13 protein-coding genes, 1 tRNA gene, 2 pseudogenes and 1 other annotated feature are annotated in these 20208 nt (G+C 69.1%); of the genes and pseudogenes, 7 read left to right on the top strand and 9 right to left on the bottom strand.

All coding sequences use genetic code 11. The features are described from left to right. Positions 1-14: 14 nt before the first annotated feature. Complete coding sequence (gene polA / locus IE95_RS0115065) at positions 15-2645, bottom strand: DNA polymerase I (protein ID WP_051703176.1); 2631 nt, start codon at positions 2643-2645, stop codon at positions 15-17. Positions 2646-2712: 67 nt separating this feature from the next. Between polA and IE95_RS0115060 the strand changes: the two genes are divergently transcribed. Continuing rightward, a complete protein-coding gene (locus IE95_RS0115060) occupies positions 2713-3159 on the top strand; it encodes a hotdog fold thioesterase (RefSeq protein WP_084690332.1) in 447 nt (148 codons plus the stop codon). Between the two features lie 110 nt (positions 3160-3269). On the opposite strand, the gene IE95_RS0115055 is transcribed toward IE95_RS0115060, so the two are convergent. Continuing rightward, complete coding sequence (locus tag IE95_RS0115055; protein ID WP_084690324.1) at positions 3270-3938, bottom strand: GNAT family N-acetyltransferase; 669 nt, start codon at positions 3936-3938, stop codon at positions 3270-3272. A gap of 219 nt (positions 3939-4157) precedes the next feature. Then, positions 4158-4856, bottom strand: coding sequence for an ANTAR domain-containing response regulator (locus IE95_RS0115050; RefSeq protein ID WP_030152439.1), 699 nt, complete (start codon positions 4854-4856; stop codon positions 4158-4160). A 119-nt stretch (positions 4857-4975) separates the two neighbouring features. Between IE95_RS0115050 and IE95_RS0115045 the strand changes: the two genes are divergently transcribed. Together IE95_RS0115045 and IE95_RS21150 are read left to right on the top strand one after the other, a co-directional pair. After that, positions 4976-5049, top strand: a tRNA-Leu gene (locus IE95_RS0115045). A gap of 738 nt (positions 5050-5787) precedes the next feature. Beyond that, a complete protein-coding gene (locus tag IE95_RS21150) occupies positions 5788-6450 on the top strand; it encodes a helix-turn-helix domain-containing protein (protein ID WP_129429645.1) in 663 nt (220 codons plus the stop codon). Positions 6451-6544: 94 nt separating this feature from the next. Here IE95_RS21150 and IE95_RS21145 read toward each other — a convergent pair. Next, positions 6545-7602: pseudogene (locus IE95_RS21145) on the bottom strand (IS3 family transposase); the annotation flags it as partial. Between the two features lie 711 nt (positions 7603-8313). Here IE95_RS21145 and IE95_RS0115020 point away from each other — a divergent pair. After that, positions 8314-9036: a hypothetical protein gene (locus IE95_RS0115020; protein ID WP_129429643.1), complete on the top strand. Its 723-nt coding sequence runs from the start codon at positions 8314-8316 to the stop codon at positions 9034-9036. Between the two features lie 8 nt (positions 9037-9044). On the opposite strand, the gene IE95_RS0115015 is transcribed toward IE95_RS0115020, so the two are convergent. Beyond that, positions 9045-9428, bottom strand: coding sequence for a gluzincin family metallopeptidase (locus tag IE95_RS0115015; protein WP_030152434.1), 384 nt, complete (start codon positions 9426-9428; stop codon positions 9045-9047). Between the two features lie 219 nt (positions 9429-9647). Here IE95_RS0115015 and IE95_RS0115010 point away from each other — a divergent pair, with 219 nt between their 5' ends. Beyond that, on the top strand, positions 9648-9959 hold the full coding sequence (locus IE95_RS0115010; protein ID WP_030152433.1) for a hypothetical protein: 312 nt from the start codon (positions 9648-9650) through the stop codon (positions 9957-9959). Positions 9960-9992: 33 nt separating this feature from the next. Next, positions 9993-11202: pseudogene (locus IE95_RS20195) on the top strand (IS3 family transposase); the annotation flags it as partial. Then, positions 10271-10414: a sequence feature (AL1L pseudoknot), on the top strand. It overlaps the preceding pseudogene by 144 nt. A gap of 448 nt (positions 11203-11650) precedes the next feature. On the opposite strand, the gene IE95_RS0114985 reads toward IE95_RS20195, so the two are convergent. Beyond that, positions 11651-12577, bottom strand: coding sequence for an alpha/beta fold hydrolase (locus IE95_RS0114985; RefSeq protein ID WP_030152429.1), 927 nt, complete (start codon positions 12575-12577; stop codon positions 11651-11653). Between the two features lie 102 nt (positions 12578-12679). Between IE95_RS0114985 and IE95_RS0114980 the strand changes: the two genes are divergently transcribed. Then, positions 12680-13231 (top strand): TetR/AcrR family transcriptional regulator, encoded by a 552-nt coding sequence (locus IE95_RS0114980; protein WP_030152428.1) that lies wholly within the window; start codon positions 12680-12682, stop codon positions 13229-13231. Positions 13232-13436: 205 nt separating this feature from the next. Here IE95_RS0114980 and IE95_RS0114975 read toward each other — a convergent pair whose 3' ends face one another. The 3 genes from IE95_RS0114975 to IE95_RS0114965 form a co-directional block, all read right to left on the bottom strand. After that, a complete protein-coding gene (locus tag IE95_RS0114975; RefSeq protein ID WP_030152427.1) occupies positions 13437-16427 on the bottom strand; it encodes a glycoside hydrolase family 3 C-terminal domain-containing protein in 2991 nt (996 codons plus the stop codon). A gap of 153 nt (positions 16428-16580) precedes the next feature. Then, entirely contained in the window at positions 16581-16994 is a 414-nt protein-coding gene (locus IE95_RS0114970) for a hypothetical protein (RefSeq protein ID WP_030152426.1), read from the bottom strand. Positions 16995-17121: 127 nt separating this feature from the next. After that, complete coding sequence (locus tag IE95_RS0114965) at positions 17122-19494, bottom strand: glycoside hydrolase family 3 N-terminal domain-containing protein (protein ID WP_240666410.1); 2373 nt, start codon at positions 19492-19494, stop codon at positions 17122-17124. Positions 19495-20208 lie beyond the last annotated feature (714 nt).

Raw genomic sequence — 20208 nt, 5'->3', positions numbered from 1 at the left:
GCCGGGTCTGCGGCTCAGTGGCCTGCGTCGTGCCAGGTACGCCCTGCCCCCACGGAGACGTCGAGCGGCACCGAGAGCTCGGCCGCGGCGCCCATCTCGTCGCGAAGGAGCTTCTCGACGGCGTCCCGCTCCCCCGGGGCGACCTCGACCACGAGCTCGTCGTGGACCTGCAGGAGCAGGCGCGAGCGCAGGCCCTGGGCGTCGAGCGCGCGCTGGACGCCCAGCATCGCGACCTTGATGATGTCGGCTGCGCTGCCCTGGATGGGGGCGTTGAGCGCCATGCGCTCGGCCATGTCGCGGCGCTGGCGGTTGTCGCTCGTGAGGTCGGGCAGGTAGCGACGGCGACCCAGGATCGTCGCGGTGTAGCCCGTGACCCTGGCCTCGTCGACGACGCCCGTGAGGTAGTCGCGCACGCCGCCGAAGCGCGTGAAGTAGTCCTCCATGAGGCCAGCCGCCTCGCCGACGGAGATGTTGAGCTGCTGCGAGAGGCCGAACGAGGACAGGCCGTACGCCAGGCCGTAGGACATGGCCTTGATCTTGGAGCGCATGGCCGGGGTGACCTGGTCGGTCGGGACGTCGAACACGCGCGAGCCCACGTAGCTGTGCAGGTCCTCGCCCGAGTTGAACGCCTCGATGAGGCCCTCGTCGCCCGACAGGTGCGCCATGATGCGCATCTCGATCTGGCTGTAGTCGGCGGTCAGCAGCGTCTCGTAGCCCTCCCCGACCACGAACGCCCGGCGGATGCGGCGGCCGGCCTCGGTGCGGATGGGGATGTTCTGCAGGTTCGGGTCCGTCGAGCTCAGCCGCCCGGTCGCCGCGATGGTCTGCTGGAACGTCGTGTGGATCCGACCGTCCGCGGCGACCGACTTGAGCAGGCCCTCGACGGTCTGGCGCAGGCGCGTGGCGTCGCGGTGCGCGAGCAGGTGCTCGAGGAACGGGTGGCCCGTCTTGGCGAACAGGTCCGCGAGTGCAGCGGCGTCCGTCGTGTAGCCCGTCTTGATCTTCTTGGTCTTGGGCATACCCAGCTGGTCGAACAGGACCTCCTGGAGCTGCTTGGGCGAGCCCAGGTTCACCTCGCGGCCGATCACGTCGTAGGCCTCGGACGCCGCGGTCGCGACGAGCTCACCGAAGTGCTTCTCGAGCTCGGTGAGGTACTCGACGTCCGCGGCGATGCCGCGCGCCTCCATGCGAGCAAGCACGTCGACGAGCGGGAGCTCGAGGTCCCTGAGCAGGTGGTCCGCGCCGCGATCGCGCAGCTCACCCACCAGGACCTCCGACAGGTCGAGGACGCCGGTGGCTCGCACGGCGTCCCGCTTGTCCTCGCCCGAGCCGTCGAGCGACAGGTCGAGCGCACCCTGGGGCTCGTCGACCTCCTCGACGCGCAGCTCGCGCTTGAGGTGCCGGATCGCGAGGTCGCCCAGGTCGTAGCCCCGCTGATCCGGGTGGCACAGGTAGGCCGCGAGCTCGGTGTCGAACACGACACCCTGCAGGTCGAAGCCGCGAGCGGCGAGCTCGTGCCAGGTCGCCTTGGCGCCGTGGACCACCTTGGGCGCGTCGGCGTCCGCGAGCCACGCCGACAGTGCCTGCTCGTCGACGACCGCGACGTCGGCGAGGTCCACGGCGACGGCAGCGGCGCCGTCGTCCGCCACCGCGAGCGACCACGCGTCACCGCCGACCGGGGCGGCCTTGCCCGCGACCACGAGGCCCACGGGGCGCTCCTTGCGGGCCGTGAGCCAGCCGCCGAGCTCGCCCTGCCCGAGCGTCGCGAGCGAGACGTCGAAGCCCTCCTCGACGTCCTCCTCCCCCTCGGGGGCGAGCGCGAACAAGCGCTCGCGCAGGGCCGTGAACTCCAGGGCGTCGAACACACGGTGCATGGCCTCGCGGTCCCACGGCTGGGCCAGCAGGTCGTCCGGACCGAGCGGGAGCTCCATGTCCGTCAGCAGGGCGTTGAGCTGCCGGTTGAGGCGCACCTGGTCCAGGTTGGCCCGCAGGTTCTCCCCCGCCTTGCCCGTGATCTTGTCGGCCGAGGCGAGCACGCCGTCCAGGCCGTCGTACGCGTTGATCCACTTGGCGGCCGTCTTGGGACCCACGCCCGGGATCCCGGGGAGGTTGTCGCTCGTCTCCCCCACGAGGGCCGCGAGGTCCGGGTAACGCTCGGGCGGGACGCCGTACTTCTCGAGCACCGCGTCAGGCGTCATGCGCGCGAGCGTCGAGACGCCCACCTTCGGGTAGAGCACCGTGACGTCGTCGCGGACGAGCTGGAACGAGTCGCGGTCCCCCGAGCAGATCAGGACCTCCATGCCCACGGCCGCGGCCTGGGTCGCGAGAGTCGCGAAGATGTCGTCCGCCTCGAAGTTCTCCTTCTGCAGGACGGGGACGTTGAGCGTCGCGAGGATGTCCTTGATGAGCGGGACCTGCCCCTTGAAGGGCTCGGGGCTCGCGTCGCGCGTGCCCTTGTACGTCGGAAGGACCTCGGTGCGGAACGACGCGCGCCCTGCGTCGAACGCGACCGCGACGTGCGTCGGCTTCTCGTCGCGCAGCAGGTTCGTCAGCATCGAGACGAACCCGTAGACGGCGTTCGTCGACTGTCCGGTGGTCGTCGAGAACTTCTCGACCGGCAGGGCGAAGTAGGCCCGGTAGGCCATCGAGTGTCCGTCGATCAGCAGGAGGCGAGGTCGCGCAGTGGTGGTCACGAGTGCAAACCTATCCGCTATGACTGACACGTACGGAGCCGAGAGCCCGACCACCTCCCCTGACGACGCGGCGCTCGAGGCGCTGCGTGCGAGCACCGTGGGCACCCTCATCGAGCGCATGGGCATCACGCTCGACGACGTCGCCCCGAACCGTGTGGCAGGCAGCATGCCGGTCGCCGGGAACACCCAGCCTGCGGGGCTGCTGCACGGCGGCGCGTCGGTCGTGCTCGCCGAGACCCTGGGCTCGATCGCGGCCCAGATCCACGCGGGCGAGGGCCGCGCGGCGGTGGGCATCGAGATCAACGCCACACACCACCGCGGGGTGCGCTCGGGCACGGTGCACGGCGTCGCGACCGCGCTCCACCTCGGGCGCACCACCGCGAGCTACGAGATCGTCGTGGTCGACGACGAGGCCCGACGCGTGTGCACCGCACGCCTGACGTGCATGGTGCTCGACGGGCGCTGACCTGCTGTCGCGCGCGCACGTCCAGGGGCCCGCCCGGCCACGACGCCACGGCGTCCGGACGACGAGGAGCCCGGCTCATGGGTCGAGCCGGGCTCCTCGCGGGACCGGGGTCAGCGGGCCGCGGGCTCGCTCACGAGCGGTGCGTCGAGACCTGCGGCGGCCTCGCGACGGTAGTCGTCCTGGAAGGCCCGGAGGTCGACGGGCCCCGTCTGGCCGTCGGTCCGCGCCTTGCGGCGACGCGCGATGAGGTCTTCGAGGCTACGGGCGCCCCGACGCAGCGTCCCCGAGTCGGCGGCGAGCCGGCGCTGGAGCACCGACGTCGAGACCACGCGGTGCCCGGCGGCCGGCGCGAAGCCGAGCCGAGCGAGGAAGCGCTGCACGCCCCGCGAGCCCGGGATCGGCACCGAGAAGACGTCGATCGCGCCGTGCTCGGCCGCAAGGTCGGCGGTCGCCGTGAGCAGTGCGTGCCCGACCCCGCGACGTCGCGCGTCCTGTGACACGTAGAGCGCCTCGATGTACAGGCTCGGCTCGTCGTTGAAGAGGTGCGGGTCGAGCACGCGGGCGAGGAGGAAGCCGACCGGGACGTCGTCGTGGAAGGCCACGAGGGCAGTGCCGCCGGGGACCGACAGCAGGACCCTGAGCTGGCGGACCAGCTTGGACTCGTCGGAGAGGCAGACCTGAGGACCGGCCGCGGACTCGCGCCTCGCCTCGGCACAGAGTGCAGCGACACCAGGGAGGTCGTCACCGACCGCAGGCCTGACCACTACTGCTGCACGCACGTGGAACCTCCTCGTAGGATCCTCCGACCTCGGAGCACCCCGGCGGCAGCAGGGCTGTCTGCCACCGACGAGCGCCCCTGGTCATCGATCGACTGGTGCTTCGTGGGAGTCCGGATCGTCGAATCCGTCGTCCTGGACACCCGTCCACGACGATAGCCTTCTTGAGCGTCCCGAACAAAGGGGCTGTTCACGACCCGGTCCACGCCGCGATGCGCCGGATCAGGCGCCGCCGACCTGCTCGATGACGGCGTCCGCGACCTCTCGCATGGTCAGGCGACGGTCCATGGACGTCTTCTGGATCCAGCGGAAGGACTCGGGCTCGGAGAGGCCCATCTTGGTCATGAGGAGGCCCTTGGCGCGGTCGACGCGCTTGCGGGTCTCGAACCGCTCTGCCAGGTCCGCGACCTCGGCCTCGAGCGCGCTGATCTGCGAGTAGCGGGAGATCGCGATCTCCACGGCAGGCAGCAGGTCGGCGGGGCTGAACGGCTTGACGACGTACGCCATCGCGCCGGCGTCGCGCGCACGCTCGACCAGCTCGGTCTGCGAGAACGCCGTCAGGAGCACCACGGGGGCGACGTGCGCCTTGCCGATGCGCTCGGCCGCCGAGATGCCGTCGAGCTCGGGCATCTTGACGTCCATCACGACGACGTCGGGCTTGAGCTCGAGCGCCAGCTTGACCGCGGTCTCACCGTCGCCCGCCTCGCCGACGACGTCGAAGCCCGCCTCGCGGAGCGTCTCGACGACGTCCATGCGGATCAGCGCCTCGTCCTCCGCGACGACGGCACGGCGCGCAGGGCGAGCGCCCGACGGCGCAGCGGGGGCCTCGGGCTCGGCGCTCGGTTCGGGCTGGATCAAGGGGGGCAGGTCGAGCGGTGCCGTGGCATCGGGCTGCGCGTTGTCGTCACTCACGTCCCTCATCGTAGTGGGAGAACACCCCTGTCGCCCTGCGCCACGGGTGTGATTCTCGTTTCGTCCGAGTTCTGTGGTTCGATGGTCCACGCACCGCAGCGGACTCCTCGAGGTCCCTGACGGCCCGTGCCCCGGTAGCCCAACCGGCAGAGGCGTTCGGCTCAAACCCGATCCAGTGTGGGTTCGAATCCCACCCGGGGCACCCATAGATGCAGGTCAGAGCGTTTCCGCCTGGCCTGCATCGTCGCGTCTGGGCTCCACATCGCGTGGACTCACCACAAGCTCACCGTTCTCGCGCAGAGAAAGACGACAAACGTCGGCAGGCGTCGAGCAGCGATGCGGCTTCGCCCGGCGGGGCCACTCCTCACCAGGAACGCTATCCACATACTGTGGACGACCTTGTCCACAGGCCCCAGGTCCTTCTGGCGGGCGCCCACCCAGCGGTCAGCACGACCCACTCCAGGCCAGCCTGGGAGCGGATGTCGCGCCAGGCACGGCGGATGTTGTGCGCCGAGACCCACGTGCCGTTGCGGGTGACGAACACGGCGTCCAGGTCGTTGGGACCCAGCTCCTCAAGGTGACCTGCCGAGCGCGCAAGCCTCGTGGGACGGGGCGACGCTGCGGTTCGCGGTTGCCGCGGTGAGCGCGCCGGAGTTCCGGATGGACCCCGAGCTCGTCGGATGGACTCACGTCGCGGGTTCGGTCACCTGCTGACACCCCGTCGGTGGCCCGCACATCTACCCTGCACGATGACGACCTCCATGTGCGCTCCACCCGCCTGCCTCGGCGGTGCTCGGTGACGCCCGAGCGGGCCCGGGTCGCTCCGGGAGCGCGCGCTGGCCGGCAACTCGCCACGAGCGCGCGCGCTGAACCGAACCTCGCCATCCATAGACACAATCCTTGCGCAGGCGATAGGTTTGTGTCTATGCCAGGGATGTCCGTGCCGGAAGCAGCCGCCGAGCTGCACGTCAGCCCTGCCCGCGTGCGCCAGATGATCGCCGCCGGACAGCTCGACGCCGAACGGATCGCAGGCCGATGGATTGTCGACGCCGGATCCCTACGTCGCAGCCCCCAACGGGCCGGCCGGCCGATGAGCCCACGGGTAGCCTGGGCGCTGCTGCTCGATCCCAGTCCCGAAGACCAGTGGCTCGGCCCCGACGAGGCGTACAGGCTGCGGTCCCGAGCACGGCGCTTGCGGTCCGCCAACGACTCACTGGCGCTCCTGCGCGCGTGGATGGCCAACCGTGCGGAGGTCCACCACATGCAGGTACAGGACGCCGTCGCGCTCGTGGCCGACGAACGCGTGGTTCCGTCAGGGGTCTCCGACCCGCGCTCAGGCACGTCTGCGGCCGGTCACGCCGAGGGCTACGTCCACGCTGATGACCTCGCGGACGTCGAAGCCGACCACCTGCTCGTACCCGCGCCCCGCGCCCGCGCCAACGCAGTACTGCGCGTCTCCCCCATCCTGCCGCCCGACCCCGTCCCCGACCTGCTCCTGGTCGCTGATCTCGCTGACGCTGACAGCCCTCGCGAGGAGGCGCGCGCCTGGGACCTCCTCCGCCGATGGCTCGCCAGCCAAGCCTCCGCAGACCCCGACTCATGAGCGTCGCCATGCCGGCCATGACCGACGCGCAGACCGTCGGATGGCTCGCGCTCCTCGACCTGTACGACCGCAAGCCGACCGGCTGGCCCTCGTGGGCGGCCAGATGGTCCACCTGCGCTGCGCCGAGCGCGGCTCCAGCCCGACCCGGAATCGACTGTGTCACCCCGAGCCGGGTGCAAAGGTCGGCGTAGGCCTTTGAGCAGTAGACCGAGCCGTGGTCGGAGTGAAAGATCGCCCCGTCGAGGCTGCCACGGACGGCGCGTGCCATCCTCAGCGCGTCTTCGACGAGGTCGGTGCGCATGTGGTCGGCCAACGCCCAGTCGGCGAGCTTGCGCGAGTGCAGGTCGATCACAGTCGCCAGGTACCAGTTCGTACCGTCGGCGACCGGGACGTAGGTGATGTCCCCGACGTAACGGCAGTTGATCTGCTCGGCGGTGAAGTCGCGGCCGAGCAGATCAGGATGCTGACGGCCCGAGGGGTCGCCGACCATGGTCCGCACCCGGCGCCGTAGCCGGATCCCGGCCAGGCCGTGGGCTCGCATGACGCGCGCGACGCGCTTGTGGTTCACCCGCTCGGACTCGGGCGCGCCATCGTTGAGCTCGCCGATCACCCTGGGGGCGCTCATCGCGCGGTCCCCGCCCTTCTTCGGATCCTGGGCAGCGCGGATGCGCACGGCCAGCGCCGCGTCCCGCGCCACCCTGGCCTGCGGCCTCCCGGCGGCACCTACCCAGTCGTAGAACGACGAGCGGGCGACCTCGACGACCTGGCACAACCGCTTCACCTCGAAGGTGTCGGATTGGTCGGCAACGAACTGGAAGCGGTTCACCAGCGCGTCTCCCCAGCGAGATGCTTCGCCGCCGACCGCAGGATGTCCCGCTCGGTCGGCAGTTTGCGAACCTCGGCCCGCTCCGCGGCCAGCTCGGCCTCGAGCCGGGCGGTCCTCGCCGCATCCGACTCCGGTTCTGCCACGAGCTCAGCCCCCGGGCCACGGGCCGTCTTGATCCCTGACCCCAGGGCCCGCACCCACAGCCGCAGCGTCTCGCGCGGGACCCCCAGATCGGTCGCGATCCCCTGGATCGTCGCGTCAGGGGTCGACTCGTACAGGTCGACCGCCCGACGCTTGAACTCCTCGTCGTAGATATTCCCAGCAATCCTCAGATTCTCGCTTCCCCGCCCCACGGCGGATTCAGCGTGCCCGAGATCCGGGGTCAAGCCCCTACCTACCACGTCTCAATGTTGAGGCGAATAGGTGCCGAATCCTCATTCGGCCGGCACGACCGAGCACGAGCTCGAAACTTCACCCGCATAAACGGACCTGGACTCTGCGCGTTCTGGTAGAAAAGACCCACCATCCATCAGCTCCGATGAGGGGGTCGAAGTATGAGACATCACGCACAGCGCACACTGGTCACAAGCGCAATCGTCGCGGCAGTCATGGCCACGCTAGCCGTGGTCCCAGCCGCGGGAGGGGTCGAGCGAGAGGGCATTGCAGCAGCTCCTGCAGCACCCCAGGGCGACGCCATCCCCACCACGGTAAAGCTCCCCCATTCCGTGACAATCGAAAACGCAGTCTCCCTCAGCGCCTCGCTGAGCGCACCGACGTTGGGATACCGCTTCGAGCAGGCAGGAATCGAGGGGGAGGTGTTCCCATCCGAGGAATACACCGTCGACCAGTTCGTGGCGGACTTCGCCGAGGACTTCGGAACGGTCCCCCAGATCGTGGGACTCGTCGCTGAATCACCCCAGGCCGCGAGTCGGGCTCGCGCCGAGGTCTCACGCGTGGAGAAGGCCGACCCGTTCACCGCTCCGCTGCCGTCAGCTGACGGTGACCTCGTTGCACGAGCTCAAGCGTCGAGTGAGAACGTGAGACCCGCCACGAGCCCGGTGGCCCGGGCAGCGGCGACCACCAAGTCCGTGTGGGCCCCCGGCTACACGGAGGTCGCCGGACTCGTCGACGGCAACCAGGCCGTCATCGCGACCTACAACACGTGGACCGGTGACCGAAGCCCGAAGAAGATGCCCGAGGGGTGGGGCATGGAGATCGACGTCGCTCAGTACAACAACAACATCACCGGATCGAGCCGGCCGATCTGCGAGAACGGTTACCTCAACAGGTTCTGGGCAGCTCGGGCCAACTCGCACAACACGGGCATCAACTCCTGGGCGATCTTCAACGCGACGAGCGAGATGTCTCACAACCTGATCGGCGCGTACTGGGACTGGGACGACGCAAGCGACCCCTGCACCCGTCAGAGCATGGGGATCGGCGTCGGCCTGCCGAAGAACCTCAGCTCCGTGAGCGGGCAGTTTACGGTCCAGACAGTGATCCGCGCCCCGCGCGGCACGCTCACGAGCAACCCCGCGAGCGGATACCACCAGGCCGTCTACAACGACTGCGCGACCACGTTCAGCACCCCGTCGAGTTGGTGCATGGGGCTGTCGACCAACAAGTCCTTCCCGTTGGGATCGACGAACCAGAGCCTGCTGTTCATGAGCGACTCCAAGGGCTGGCTGCCAGGCTGCCGGTCAGCGGCGTACCCGGACCCCTCCCAGCCCGACGCCCCGTGGCTGTGCGACCTCTCCTGACCGGAGGTTTACCGGCGCACGAATCGCCAGGTGGCGAGGGCGGCAAGGACGATCCCCGCAACCACTAGCAGCAGCGAAACCGCATCTGTTCCAGGGTTGAGGCGGTACACCTGCGAGATCAACGCACCATTCGCCCCCTCTTGCCAGTCACATGTCAGGCGAGAGGGGGCGATCGCGTACTCCGCAGCGACCAACTGATCCTGCGTTGCCCCTTCCGGCCATGTGCGCAAGAGGCAATCGAGCCCCGCGTCGCCGCCGCTCTGCCAAGCGGCAAGGAACACCGCCCCAGCGCCTATCATCGCGCCAACCATCACGAGCACCACGGCGGTGACGTAGAGCACCGCAACGCCCCGACGCCGTTCGCTCGCCATCACCGGAGACAGACCCTTCATAGGTCCTGAGTATCACAGCACCGGTACCGATCAAGGGTGACATTCCACATCCGTCCCCGAGAACCTAGTTCACCCGCTTTCCTGATGTCACTGCCTCTCCAGGCAGGCCCCCACTTCCTGGCATCATCGCGCGACGGAGCTTGCCGCACATGTACTCCCCATGAGCACCTCAACCCGTGACCGCTTCGCCTACCTCGACGCCCCGACCCGTTCGCTGTCGTGGGCATCATCGCCGCGCCACCGCTCCCCGCCGAGCCTCCGGTCGAGACCGCAGAGCAGCCTGCCCCGCAGGCCTCGACGCGGACCGTGAGCCTGGCCCGTACGGGTACCGGCCGCGGCTCCGTCGTCCCCACCTCGCCCCTCGTGATCGACGAGACCCTCGAGCCGCTGGCTGCCTACGATCAGGCCAAGCGTGAGCAGGCCGAGCAGCACGGCGAACCGACCGACCGCTCCACCGCCCCCGGGGTGCTGCCGGGACAGGTGGAGGAGGAGACTGGCCCGCTCACGCCGCTTGTTGCGCCCCGGGTCTGATGGAGGCTCTCAATCCACTGAAGGATGAGAGTCATGGCTGCACCGAGGAAGTACCCGGACGAGCTGCGTGAGCGCGCGATCCGGATGGCTGTCGACTTACGGCGCGACCCTGCGACGAAGACCGGAGCGCTGCGCCGGGTCGCGGACCAGCTCGGGATCAACCCCGAGACGCTGCGCAACTGGGTGCCCCAGGCCGAGGTCGATGCTGGCGAACGCCCCGGGACGACGACGGCGGAGCAGGCGCGGATCGACGAACTTGAGCGTGAGGTCCGCGAACAAGGGCGCGCTAACGAGATCCTGCGGACCGCGTCAGCGCTTTTCGCCGCGGCAGAGCTCGACCGCAAGATCAAGTGAGTACCACGGTGCTGGTCGACTACATCGACCAGCACCGCGAGGTGTTCGGAGTCGAGCCAATCTGCAGGGTCCTTGCCGGTGCAGGGATGCAGATCGCTCCGAGCACGTACTACGCGACCAAGACGCGGGCGCCGTCGCGCAGGTCGGTCACCGACACGGGCACCACGGCGCTGATCGAACGGGTCCACGAGGAGAACTACGGCGTACACGGTGCCCGCAAGGTCCACGCCGAACTGCGCCGCCGCGGGCACCGAGTCGCGCGCTGCACGGTCGAGCGACTCATGCGGGCGGCCGGACTGCGGGGCATCACCAGGGCGAAGGTGCCGCGCACCACGATCGGAAGCCGCAGGCCGGAGACCCGCCCGGACCTGGTCGAGCGCAACTTCACCGCCGAGTCCCCGAACCGGCTGTGGGTCTGCGACATCACCTACTGCCGCACGTTCTCCGGCTGGGTGTATGCCGCCTTCGTCACCGACGTCTTCTCCCGCCGCGTGGTCGGCTGGCAGCTGTCGAAGTCGCTGCGCACCGATCTCGCGCTGGACGCCCTGGAGATGGCGATCTGGACCCGCACCCGCGACGGGCACGACGTGACCGGACTGACGCACCACAGCGACAAAGGGTCCAGTACGTCGCCATCCGCTACACCCAGCGTCTGGCCGAGGCCGGCGCGGTCGCCTCGGTCGGCTCGACGGACGACTCGTATGACAATGCCGCCGCCGAGGCGTTCAACTCGTTATTCAAGGCCGAGCTCGTGCGCAACAAGGGGCCATGGAAGTCGATCGACGACCTTGAGATCGCCACCGCGGAGTACGTCGACTGGTCGGGCCACCGGCGCCCGCACAGCGAGATCGGCACGGTCCCGCCCGCCGAGCTCGAGGACACCTACTATCATCACAACACCGCGCCGACTACCGTCGACGCGTCAGTTCCGAGCCTCCACGGAACCCGGGGCGCAACAGTGTCACCTATCCATACAGCAGACCCGACACCACTGACCGGCGCTGGTCAGCCCCGTAAATCGTTGAGATTCTGCGGCAACGGCAGGGCATGGCAACCAACGACAAAGGCCCGAGCCAACCCGATCCAGTGTGGGTTCGAATCCCACCCGGGGCACCCGTAGATGCAGGTCAGAGCGTTTGCGCCTGGCCTGCATCGTCGCGTCTGGGCTCCACATCGCGTGCCTGGCGTCGTCGCGCGACGGATCTCCCCCCTGCAGCCGGAACTGGACTCGGCGACCGAGGGCGAGAGCAGCTGCCGTGCAGGACCGCGTCCGGGTCGACGCCCGCGGCCCGCAGGGCCGGCTCTCGCGGCCCCACCGTCGTCATCACCCGACGTCTTCACTCGACGTCCACCGCTGCGGGCGAGGACGCGCCCCGTACGAACCAGTCCAGGGCGAGCGCGACCACGGCGTCCGGGGCATCGTCCGTGACGAAGTGGGCGGCGTCGTCGATGAACGCGAGCTCGAACCGGTCGGCGTGACGTCCGTGGTTCCTGCAGATGCGCCGGGCGGTCGGTTCGGCGAACGGTCCGTCGTGCTGCCCGAAGGCGGTCAATGTCGGCGGGCGCAACCGCAGGCGCCGGTACACGCCACGCACGAGCCGCACCGACACCGGGACGACCATGCCGCGGTACATCGCCGCGACCGCGTTCTCGACCTCGCGCCGCTGGTGAGCGCACAAGTACGCCGCGATCAGGTCCTCGGCCATCGGTTTCGCCACGTACCGCGGGCCGAACAGGTAGCGCAACGAACGGCTCCTCCGGTGCGTCAGCAGCGCCGGCATGTGCGCGAACGCAGGCATCATCTTCGGCGTGAGGTCCATGAAACCCGGCGGGACGGAGAGCTGCAGCATCGTTCGCACCCGCCCCGGGTCGCGGTAGGAGAGCTGCATGCCCGAGATGGCGCCCATGTCGTGGCACACGAAGTGTGCCCGGCCGACCCCGAGGGCATCGAGCACGGCTATGACGTCGTCCAGCTGTGACTCCGGTCCGAACCGTGGATCCGCGGCTTCGGTCCAGCCCGACCCCCGGAGGTCCGGGCAGATCACCCGGTACCCGTGCGTGGCGATCGCCGGCGCGATGTGGCGCCACTGCCACCAGTGCTCGGGGAAGCCGTGCAGCAGCACGACCGGATCCCCTCGCCCGATCGAGGCGACGTGCGTGCGGAGGCCCGGCGTCTCGACGAACGCGTGCTCGAACCCGTTCGCCTCGGGGAGCGGCGGAGACCAGGCCGCGGCCCTCGTGTCCCGAGGTCCCAGCTCGTTCATGAGGAGCCTCCCGTGTCGGCTCGACGAACTACGGTCAACTATGTTCGTAGTGCCATTGTGGACCATCCGCCACTAGATTCATAGTCCCCTAGGCTGGGGATCATGAGCGAGACGAGGCGACGAGCCCTGGACGCCGCCGTAGAGCTCGTCGGCAACGGCGGCGTCCGAGCGCTGACGCACGGCAGGGTGGATGCGGCGGCCGGGATTCCGCCAGGCTCGACGTCGAACCACTTTCGCACCCGTGCTGCGCTCGTCGCCGGGGTCATCGAGTGGATCGCCGACGGCGAACGCCAGGACGGCGGCGCACCTGAAGGGATCCGGACGGCTGAGGACCTCACCCGGATGCTCGTCGAGATGATCGAGGTGCAGTCGGGTCCCCTGGCTGCCCGCACCCGGGCCAGGTACGCCTTGTTCCTCGACGCGACCGACACGGACGCTCTGGCCCCTCTGCTGCGGCAGCGCGCGATCTTCGAGGACTGGATCCGCCGACTCCTCGTGGGGATAGGTGGGGCCGGCGCCGACGCCGGAACGCTGCTGCTGATGGCCTCGTGCGACGGTCTGCTCCTGCACCGGATCACCGTCGACCCCGACGCCCCCGTCGTCGCATCCGTCACCACCGCGGTGGAGACGGCGCTCCGACCGCGAGCCGGCTGACCGGCAACCGTGCGGACGGTCGGCGGAGCACGCGGACGACGTCGGTGCTCGGGTCCCCTGGGTCAGGGTGGTGGAGCCACCGCCGCCGTTCACGCGGAGGATCCACCGACGCGGGCACGCCGGGCACGCCTGCGCGGGAAAGCGCTTCGCCCCCTTCCGAGCAGCGGCAGGGGGCGGCTGCTCGGAAGGGGGCGAAGGTCGGTCGTCAGGAGTCGGCGCCGACTGCCACCCGCTCCGGGGTGGCGGTGGGAGCCTCCGCCCTGCGGTGGCGCAGCACGCGACGGGTCACCATGAACCCGCCGGCCAGCACCAGGAGGCCGATCAGCACCGTCGCCCCGATCTGGATGTAGACCCAGGTCGGCGGCGTGTAGGTGACCGTCGCCCCGGGCGCGAGCCCGTTCATGGCGTTGGAGTTGGCGACCGTGAACAGGATGTTGTGCGTCGCCTCACGGATGTCGCTGACCGCCTTGGCCGACGTGGTGTCCCCGAGGGACTTCGACGGCTGGAAGGTCAGGGTGAGGTCCGTGCCGGCGCTGATGCTCTGGTTCGGGTTCATGTACGGGTACAGGTTGAAGTCCGAGATCGCGAAGCCCTCGAAGCCCCACTCGGTACGCAGGACGTTCGTCATGAGCGCCTCGGAACCACCGGCCCACGTGGCGCCGATGCGGTTGAACGAGCTCATGATGCTGCCCGCACCGATCGTCGTCTCCGAGATCGTGCCCTCGTCGTCGGACACGTACTGCACGTCCATGGTGATGCCCTTGACGGCCATCTCGAACGGCTTGAGGTAGATCTCACGGATCGTCTGCTCGGTCGCCCACGTCGCGATCCCGTTGTTGACGCGGTTCGTCTCCTGCTCGTTGAGCGCGAAGTGCTTGAGCGCGGTGTAGACGCCCTTCGTCGCGGCGCCGTTGGCCACCGAGGTCGCCATCGCGCCAGAGAGGAACGGGTCCTCCGAGTAGTACTCGAAGTTGCGACCGCCGAACGGCGAACGGTGCAGGTTCATCGCCGGCGCGTACCAGCCGTTGATGCCCTTGAACATCGCCTCGTTGCCGAGCATCTCGCCCATGGCCGCACCGAGCTCGACGTCCCACGTCTGCGCGATGAGGAACTCCGAGGGGTAGGCCACCCCGTTGATCGAGGAGTTGATGAACGAGGAGAACCCCGCGGGTCCGTCGGGCTCGACGGTCTGCGGCTTGGCGATCGAACCGATCGCGGCCGTCTGGTAGGCGCCGTTGAGGAGCATGGACGTCATGTCACCGACGGACACCGCGTCGAGCAGCTCGTCCCACTTCGGGTCGTCCTTGGGCAGTCCGCGCATGTCGACGAGGGTCAGGTCCGTCTGCGCACCGGTCGTGGGCTTCTCGCCGTCGAACGCGGCAGCCGCCGCCTCGAGGTCCCAGGGCTCGAAGCCCTTCTGGACGGCCTCGTCGGCGACGAGCATGTCAGCGGTCGGCGCCGTCGGGAACGTCCCAGCGAAGTCCGCGCGGGACATCGACAGGATCTTGCCCTCGGTCGGCTCGGCGCTGAACTGCGCCGAGACGTCGTCGAACTGGTTCGTGACCTCGGCGAGGTCGCTCGCGCGGTGGTCGTCACCCGAGTACACGACGTCGGAGTCGACCGTGTAGACGATGGGCTCCGTGCCCGGAGCGACCGTGTGGGAGTCGGTCCGCAGCGAGATGCTGTAGTCGCCCGCCTCCAGGACGTACGCCTTGTTGCCGAGGTGGTCGTAGGACGCCATGTCCTCGACGGCGAGGTCGATCGTGACCGTCTCGCTCGCGCCGGGCTCCAGGAGCCCCGTCTTGGTGAAGCCGCCGAGCACGACCTCGGACTTCTCGATGCCGCCCGCCGTGTAGGGGGCGGAGTAGTAGAGCTCGACGACGTCCTTGCCCGCCGTCGTGCCCGTGTTCGTGACCTCGACCGTCACGGAGATCTTCCCGTCGACCTCACCGGCCTCGGAGCTGACGACCTTCCAGGCGAAGTCGGAGTAGCTCAGGCCGTACCCGAAGGGGTAGACGACGGCCTCGTCGTAGTCGATGAAGCCCTCGGCCGCCGCGGTCTCGTAGTAGCGGTAGCCGAAGTAGATGCCCTCGGCGTAGTTCACGAACGGGGCGTCGGACGTGAGCGTCGCGTTGGAGGTGGCCTTCTCGATCGCGGGGACCGGGAAGGACGCCTCGATGTTGTCGTAGACGAACCCGCCGAAGTTGGCGAACGTCGGGTCGGCCGTGAAGTCGGCGGCCCACAGGTCCGCGGTGCGGCCGGACGGGTTCACGTCGCCCGCGAGGATGCGCCCCAGGGCGCTGAGTCCCGTGGCGCCCGGCGAACCGGCCAGCAGGATCGAGTCGATCTCGGGGTCGTCCTGCAGGGCGCCCATCTCGATGGTCGTGGAGGAGTTGACGACGACGACCACGTTCTCGAAGCTCGACTTCGCGAGCTCGATCATGTCCTTCTCGTCCTGGTTCAGCTCGAGCTGGTGCTGACCGGGTGCGGCGTTCTCGTCCCAGCCGGTCATGTCCTGCGTGAGGTCGCCGCCCTCACCACCGGGCCGGCCGACGAACACGACGGCGGCGTCGGAGTAGTCGGCGAACGACGCGGACTGCGCCTCGTACTCGCCCACCGGCAGCTCACCGATGTAGTAGGTGGAGATGTCGGGGCGGTCCATCTCGATGTAGCCCCGAGGGTTCTCCGCAGCGAACGCCTCGATCGTGGTGAAGACCTGGTCGTTCACCTCGAAGCCGGCGTTCTCCAGCCCGGCGCGGGCCGTGACCGCCGAGTTCGTGTCGACCGAGCCGGAGCCCGAGCCCCCGAACACCGGGTCCGCGGCCGCGCGGCCCAGCATCGTCACGCGCGAGCTCGTCGTCAGGGGAAGCGTGCCCGCCTCGTTCTTGGCCAGGACGATGCCGCCTGCCGCGATCTCCTCGACGAGGGACTTGGCCGCCTCGTCGACCTCCTCGATGCTGCCGAAGTCGGACGTGTAGTACTCGGTGTCCCAGCCCGCGGACTCGGCCGCGTTCGTGAACTCGTACGTCCCGGAGCCGAACTGGGACGCGACCCAGCCGCCGGCGACGTTGAGCGCCACGTTCGCGACGACCGTCACCACCGTGACCGTGGCGAGCGCGGGGGCCCAGATCCACAGGTACTTCTTGTTCGACATCGGCTTCTTCTGCCGGTCGGCGTTGTTCGCCTTGGCGTTCACTGCATTCCTCCTCGAGTGCGGGCAGCGATCAGGTCAGGTGGATCGCCGGCTTGCGCCGCGGACGTGACGCACTGCCAGCGTCTCGTCGTGATGGGTCGACGGCCCGGTCCCGCGGACGTCGTCTGGCCAGGGACCGGGCGGTGCTCGGTGGAGCTACTCCGAGACCTCGGAGATCTTTCCGTCCTGGTCGATCTGCCAGGTCTGGCCCGTGGCGGCCGAGTCGCCCTCGATCGTGAACTTGCCGTCCTTGATGTCGACCGTGCCCTGCACACGCGACGCGGCGTCCGAGGGCGTGTAGGGCACCACGAGGAGGCCGTACTTCACGGTGGGGGCCTTGACGTCGCTGGCAAGCATAATCTGGGCCCAGGAGTCGTCCTCGGCCAGGGCGTCCGCCACTGCCGTCTTGGCGTTCTCGAGGTCGTCCTTGATGTCGACGTCGACGGCCTGCTCGGCGGAGGCGTTCGCGCCCGAGTCGCCGTCGCCGCTGCCGCAGGCCGTGAGCCCGAAGAGCCCCGTCAGGCCCAGCACGACGCCGAGGCCGGTGGTCAGCACCTTGTTCTGCTTCACTTCTGCTCCTTGGAGAGTTCTGGCCGCGAGCACGTCCCGCGGCCTTACGGGTGTACCGGGGCGTCCGCGGGACGCCCCGGTACCGGGTGGCCGACGGCGTGAGCCGCCGGCCACCCGTGCGTTGCCGTCAGTCGGTGATCGGCCCCGCGTAGTTCAGGCCGAAGCCGTAGTCGTACGAGCTGCCCGCGGCGTCCGTGTAGGGCGTCATGTCCTTCGAGACGTCCTCGAGCTGAGCCTCGACCGTGTCCATGTCCTTCGGGAACTGGATCGGCAGGCGGCCCTTCGGCTCGTAGAGGCCGAGCGCGACCTCGATGAGAGCCTGGTCGCTGGTGCCGAAGCCCACGACGATGGCGTCGGACTTGCCCTCGAACTCGGCCGGGACGACCGGGTTGATCGCCTTGAGGACCGTGATCACGGGGATGTCCTTGCCGGTCGCCTCGACGGCAGCCGTGGCGCGCTCGAACGCGTCGAGGTCGGACTCGTTCGCGATCTTCGAGGTGTTGCCGAAGTACGAGCGGTTCTGCTTGGTGCCGTCCGCCAGGATGTCGCCCGAGAGAGAGACCTTGCGGACGTTCTCGCCGTCAGCCGTGTACGGGCGGTACTGCAGCGACAGCGGGTACCAGGTGTCGTTCTCCAGGTCGTGACCGATGTTGGAGAAGTTGCCGCCGTTGTCCGGGGAGTCCATGCCCACGAGGACGACGTCGACGTCGGTGAGGTCGGGAGCGGTGTAGCTCGTCACGACGCCCTCGGCGTCGGTCACGGCCTCGTCGGTGACGACCGTGCCGAAGTACTTCTCGGCGGTCTCGATGTCGATGCTCGGTGCCTCGGTGTACTCACCGGGGCCGAACGCGCTGGCGAAGCCGGTGTTGTCGTTGCGCGGGATGTAGACGGTCTTGTCCTTCCAGTCCGCGGCGTCCGCGGCCGAGATGGTCTCGCCGTCGTTCTTCAGCATGACGACCGAGTCGAGCTGGGCCGCGTAGCCCGCCTCGACCTTGTCGTCGCTCGCGAGGACCGACTTCGACTGCTCGAGGTCGAGGAACGGGTTCTCGTAGAGCCCCGGGTTGAAGAACATCGTGAGGATGCGAGCACCGGACTCCTGGAAGCGGGTCTGCGCGTCCTCCTCGAGCTCACCGGCCTCGAACTTCTGCTGCCACAGGTCGGCGGCCTCGAGGATGTGCGTCGCGTCGTTGACGCCACCGAACATGTCGTGGCCCGTGCCCAGCACCTTGAGGTAACGCTCGGCCGGGGTGAGCGCCTCGGCACCCCACGCCATGCCGAACATCTCGCCCTCGTCGCCGGCGCCGCTCATGACGCCCCAGTCGGTGACCACGACCCCCTCGTAGCCGGCTTCCTTGCGGAGCTGGTCCATGCGGTCCTGGTCGTACGCCGTCCCCATGCGGTCGGTGAACTTCGGGTCACCGTTCGCGTCGAGGGCGATCGAGTAGGCGGTCATGACCGCCGCGGAGTCGAGCGAGCCGAGGAACGCCTGCTGCTGCGCCGCGATGTTGTCACCCGGGTACACGCCGTACTTGCCCGCGTCGGTGTGCCCCTCGCGACCACCCTCGCCCGGACCGTCACCGGACCAGTGCTTGATCATCGCGTTGACGGACTCGGGGCCCCACTCGTCCGTGCCCTCGCTGCCCTGGTAGCCGTCGACGTACGCAGCGGCCAGCTCGGTGTTCTGGTCCGCATCCTCGCCGAACGTCCCACCGACTCGCAGCCAGCGAGGCTCGGTCGCGAGGTCGATCTGCGGCGACAGGGCCGTGGTCAGGCCGAGCGCACGGTACTCCGCCGAGGACATCTCGCCGAAGTTCTTGGTGTGCTCGGGGTTGAAGGTCGCGGCGAGGCCCAGGTTGGACGGCCAGCGCGAGATGTCCGCGCCCTCGGCGTTGTAGCCGCCGGAGCCCGCGGTCGAGCGTGGGTCGGACGCGAAGTTCACCGGGATGTACGGGGTTCCCTCGGCCGCGAGGGTCTCCGTGTACGCCTGCATCGCGTTCGCCCACTTGACCGTCGCCTCGGCGTCGCTCGCGCCGGCGTGCAGCACGTTGCGCAGGTTCGAGTCCTTCAGGTACTCCTTCTGCGCGTCGGTGAGCCCGTCCGCCTGGGAACGCTCGTGCGAGCTGAAGAGCATCAGGCCGGCGATCTGCTCGATCGTGAGCTCTTCGCTCAAGGCGGCCGCACGGTCCTGAGAGGTCTCGCGCCAGTCCTCCCAGGTGTCGAGCTTGCCGTTGCCGTTCATGTCCTTGAACGCGGACTTCTTGCCGTCGACCTCCTCCGTCAGGAGCTCCATCCCGCTGTCGGCGCCGTAGGACAGCACGGGCCCGTCACCGGGGTTCGTGACGACGACGAAGTCGGTCTTGCCGTCGGTGACCTCACGGGTGGTGAAGGCGTTCCCGCCCTGGGACTCGTTCTCGTCCGAGGTGCCGCTGGTGCAACCCGCAACCGCGATCAGGGCGATCGCCGAGAGCGCTGCTGCGCCCCTGACCCCTCTGGTCTTCATCTGGCCTCGTCGTGCCGTAGCCGTAGTCTTCATCGACATCCCATTTCGTCGCGCTTGCGGGTGTACACGTGTGTCTCCTTCGACTCTTCAAGTGCTGCCGCGCCCTAGATGCCCCCTCGTGGCAACATCGGTCGTGCAGGCCTGGTCGACATCGGAGTCGAGTCCAGCCCGGACGACGCTGCGCTACGTATGGCACACGCGGTGTCCCATCGGCGGAGCCCAGCGGACTCATCACAGCGCGCTTCACGACGGCCTCCGGCCCGTTCTGCACAACCTGTCGATTTGAGAGCACAAACTGTCGCCCGAGGCGGTTCGTGGGCCGTCGGCGAGGGAGTTCCGAGCGACCGTGTCACGCACCTGTCGGCGTACCGGGGCGAGCCACGGGCGCCCGCACCTCGTCGCGGCAGGGCTGGGCAGCCGGTCGGGAGGCCCCGGGGCGCGACGCGTCCGCCGGTCACCCGGCCGGGCCCGGGCGGCACGCCGAGCCGTCTGCCCGGGTCTGGCGGTGAGCGTGCCGAAAGGGCCCGGCACCGTGGTGGTGTCGGGCCCTTTCAGGGGTCTGGTCGAAGTGTCTAGTTGAAGCCGATGACGCGTTGTGCGGCTTTGTAGGCCAGAACGGACAGGTGGCGTCCGGGTCTGCCGGGGAGGTTGGAGATCTGGTGCAGGGTGGTGCGGCGTAGTCGGCGGTACAGGGCGGGGTCGTAGGCGCGGGCG

This window comes from Oerskovia turbata, from assembly GCF_000718325.1.
GTDB lineage: Bacteria > Actinomycetota > Actinomycetes > Actinomycetales > Cellulomonadaceae > Oerskovia > Oerskovia turbata.
The sequence above is the reverse complement of the archived record's forward strand: the minus strand, read 5'-3'. Positions and strand labels throughout refer to the sequence as shown.

Coding starts and splice junctions, on each gene's coding strand:
- polA (WP_051703176.1), bottom strand. CDS start 2,645: ATGGCCTACCGGGCCTACTTCGCCCTGCCGGTCGAGAAGTTCTCGACG.
- IE95_RS0115060 (WP_084690332.1), top strand. CDS start 2,713: ATGACTGACACGTACGGAGCCGAGAGCCCGACCACCTCCCCTGACGAC.
- IE95_RS0115050 (WP_030152439.1), bottom strand. CDS start 4,856: ATGAGGGACGTGAGTGACGACAACGCGCAGCCCGATGCCACGGCACCG.
- IE95_RS0115015 (WP_030152434.1), bottom strand. CDS start 9,428: ATGAAGGGTCTGTCTCCGGTGATGGCGAGCGAACGGCGTCGGGGCGTT.
- IE95_RS0114985 (WP_030152429.1), bottom strand. CDS start 12,577: ATGAACGAGCTGGGACCTCGGGACACGAGGGCCGCGGCCTGGTCTCCG.
- IE95_RS0114980 (WP_030152428.1), top strand. CDS start 12,680: ATGAGCGAGACGAGGCGACGAGCCCTGGACGCCGCCGTAGAGCTCGTC.
- IE95_RS0114965 (WP_240666410.1), bottom strand. CDS start 19,494: ATGAAGACCAGAGGGGTCAGGGGCGCAGCAGCGCTCTCGGCGATCGCC.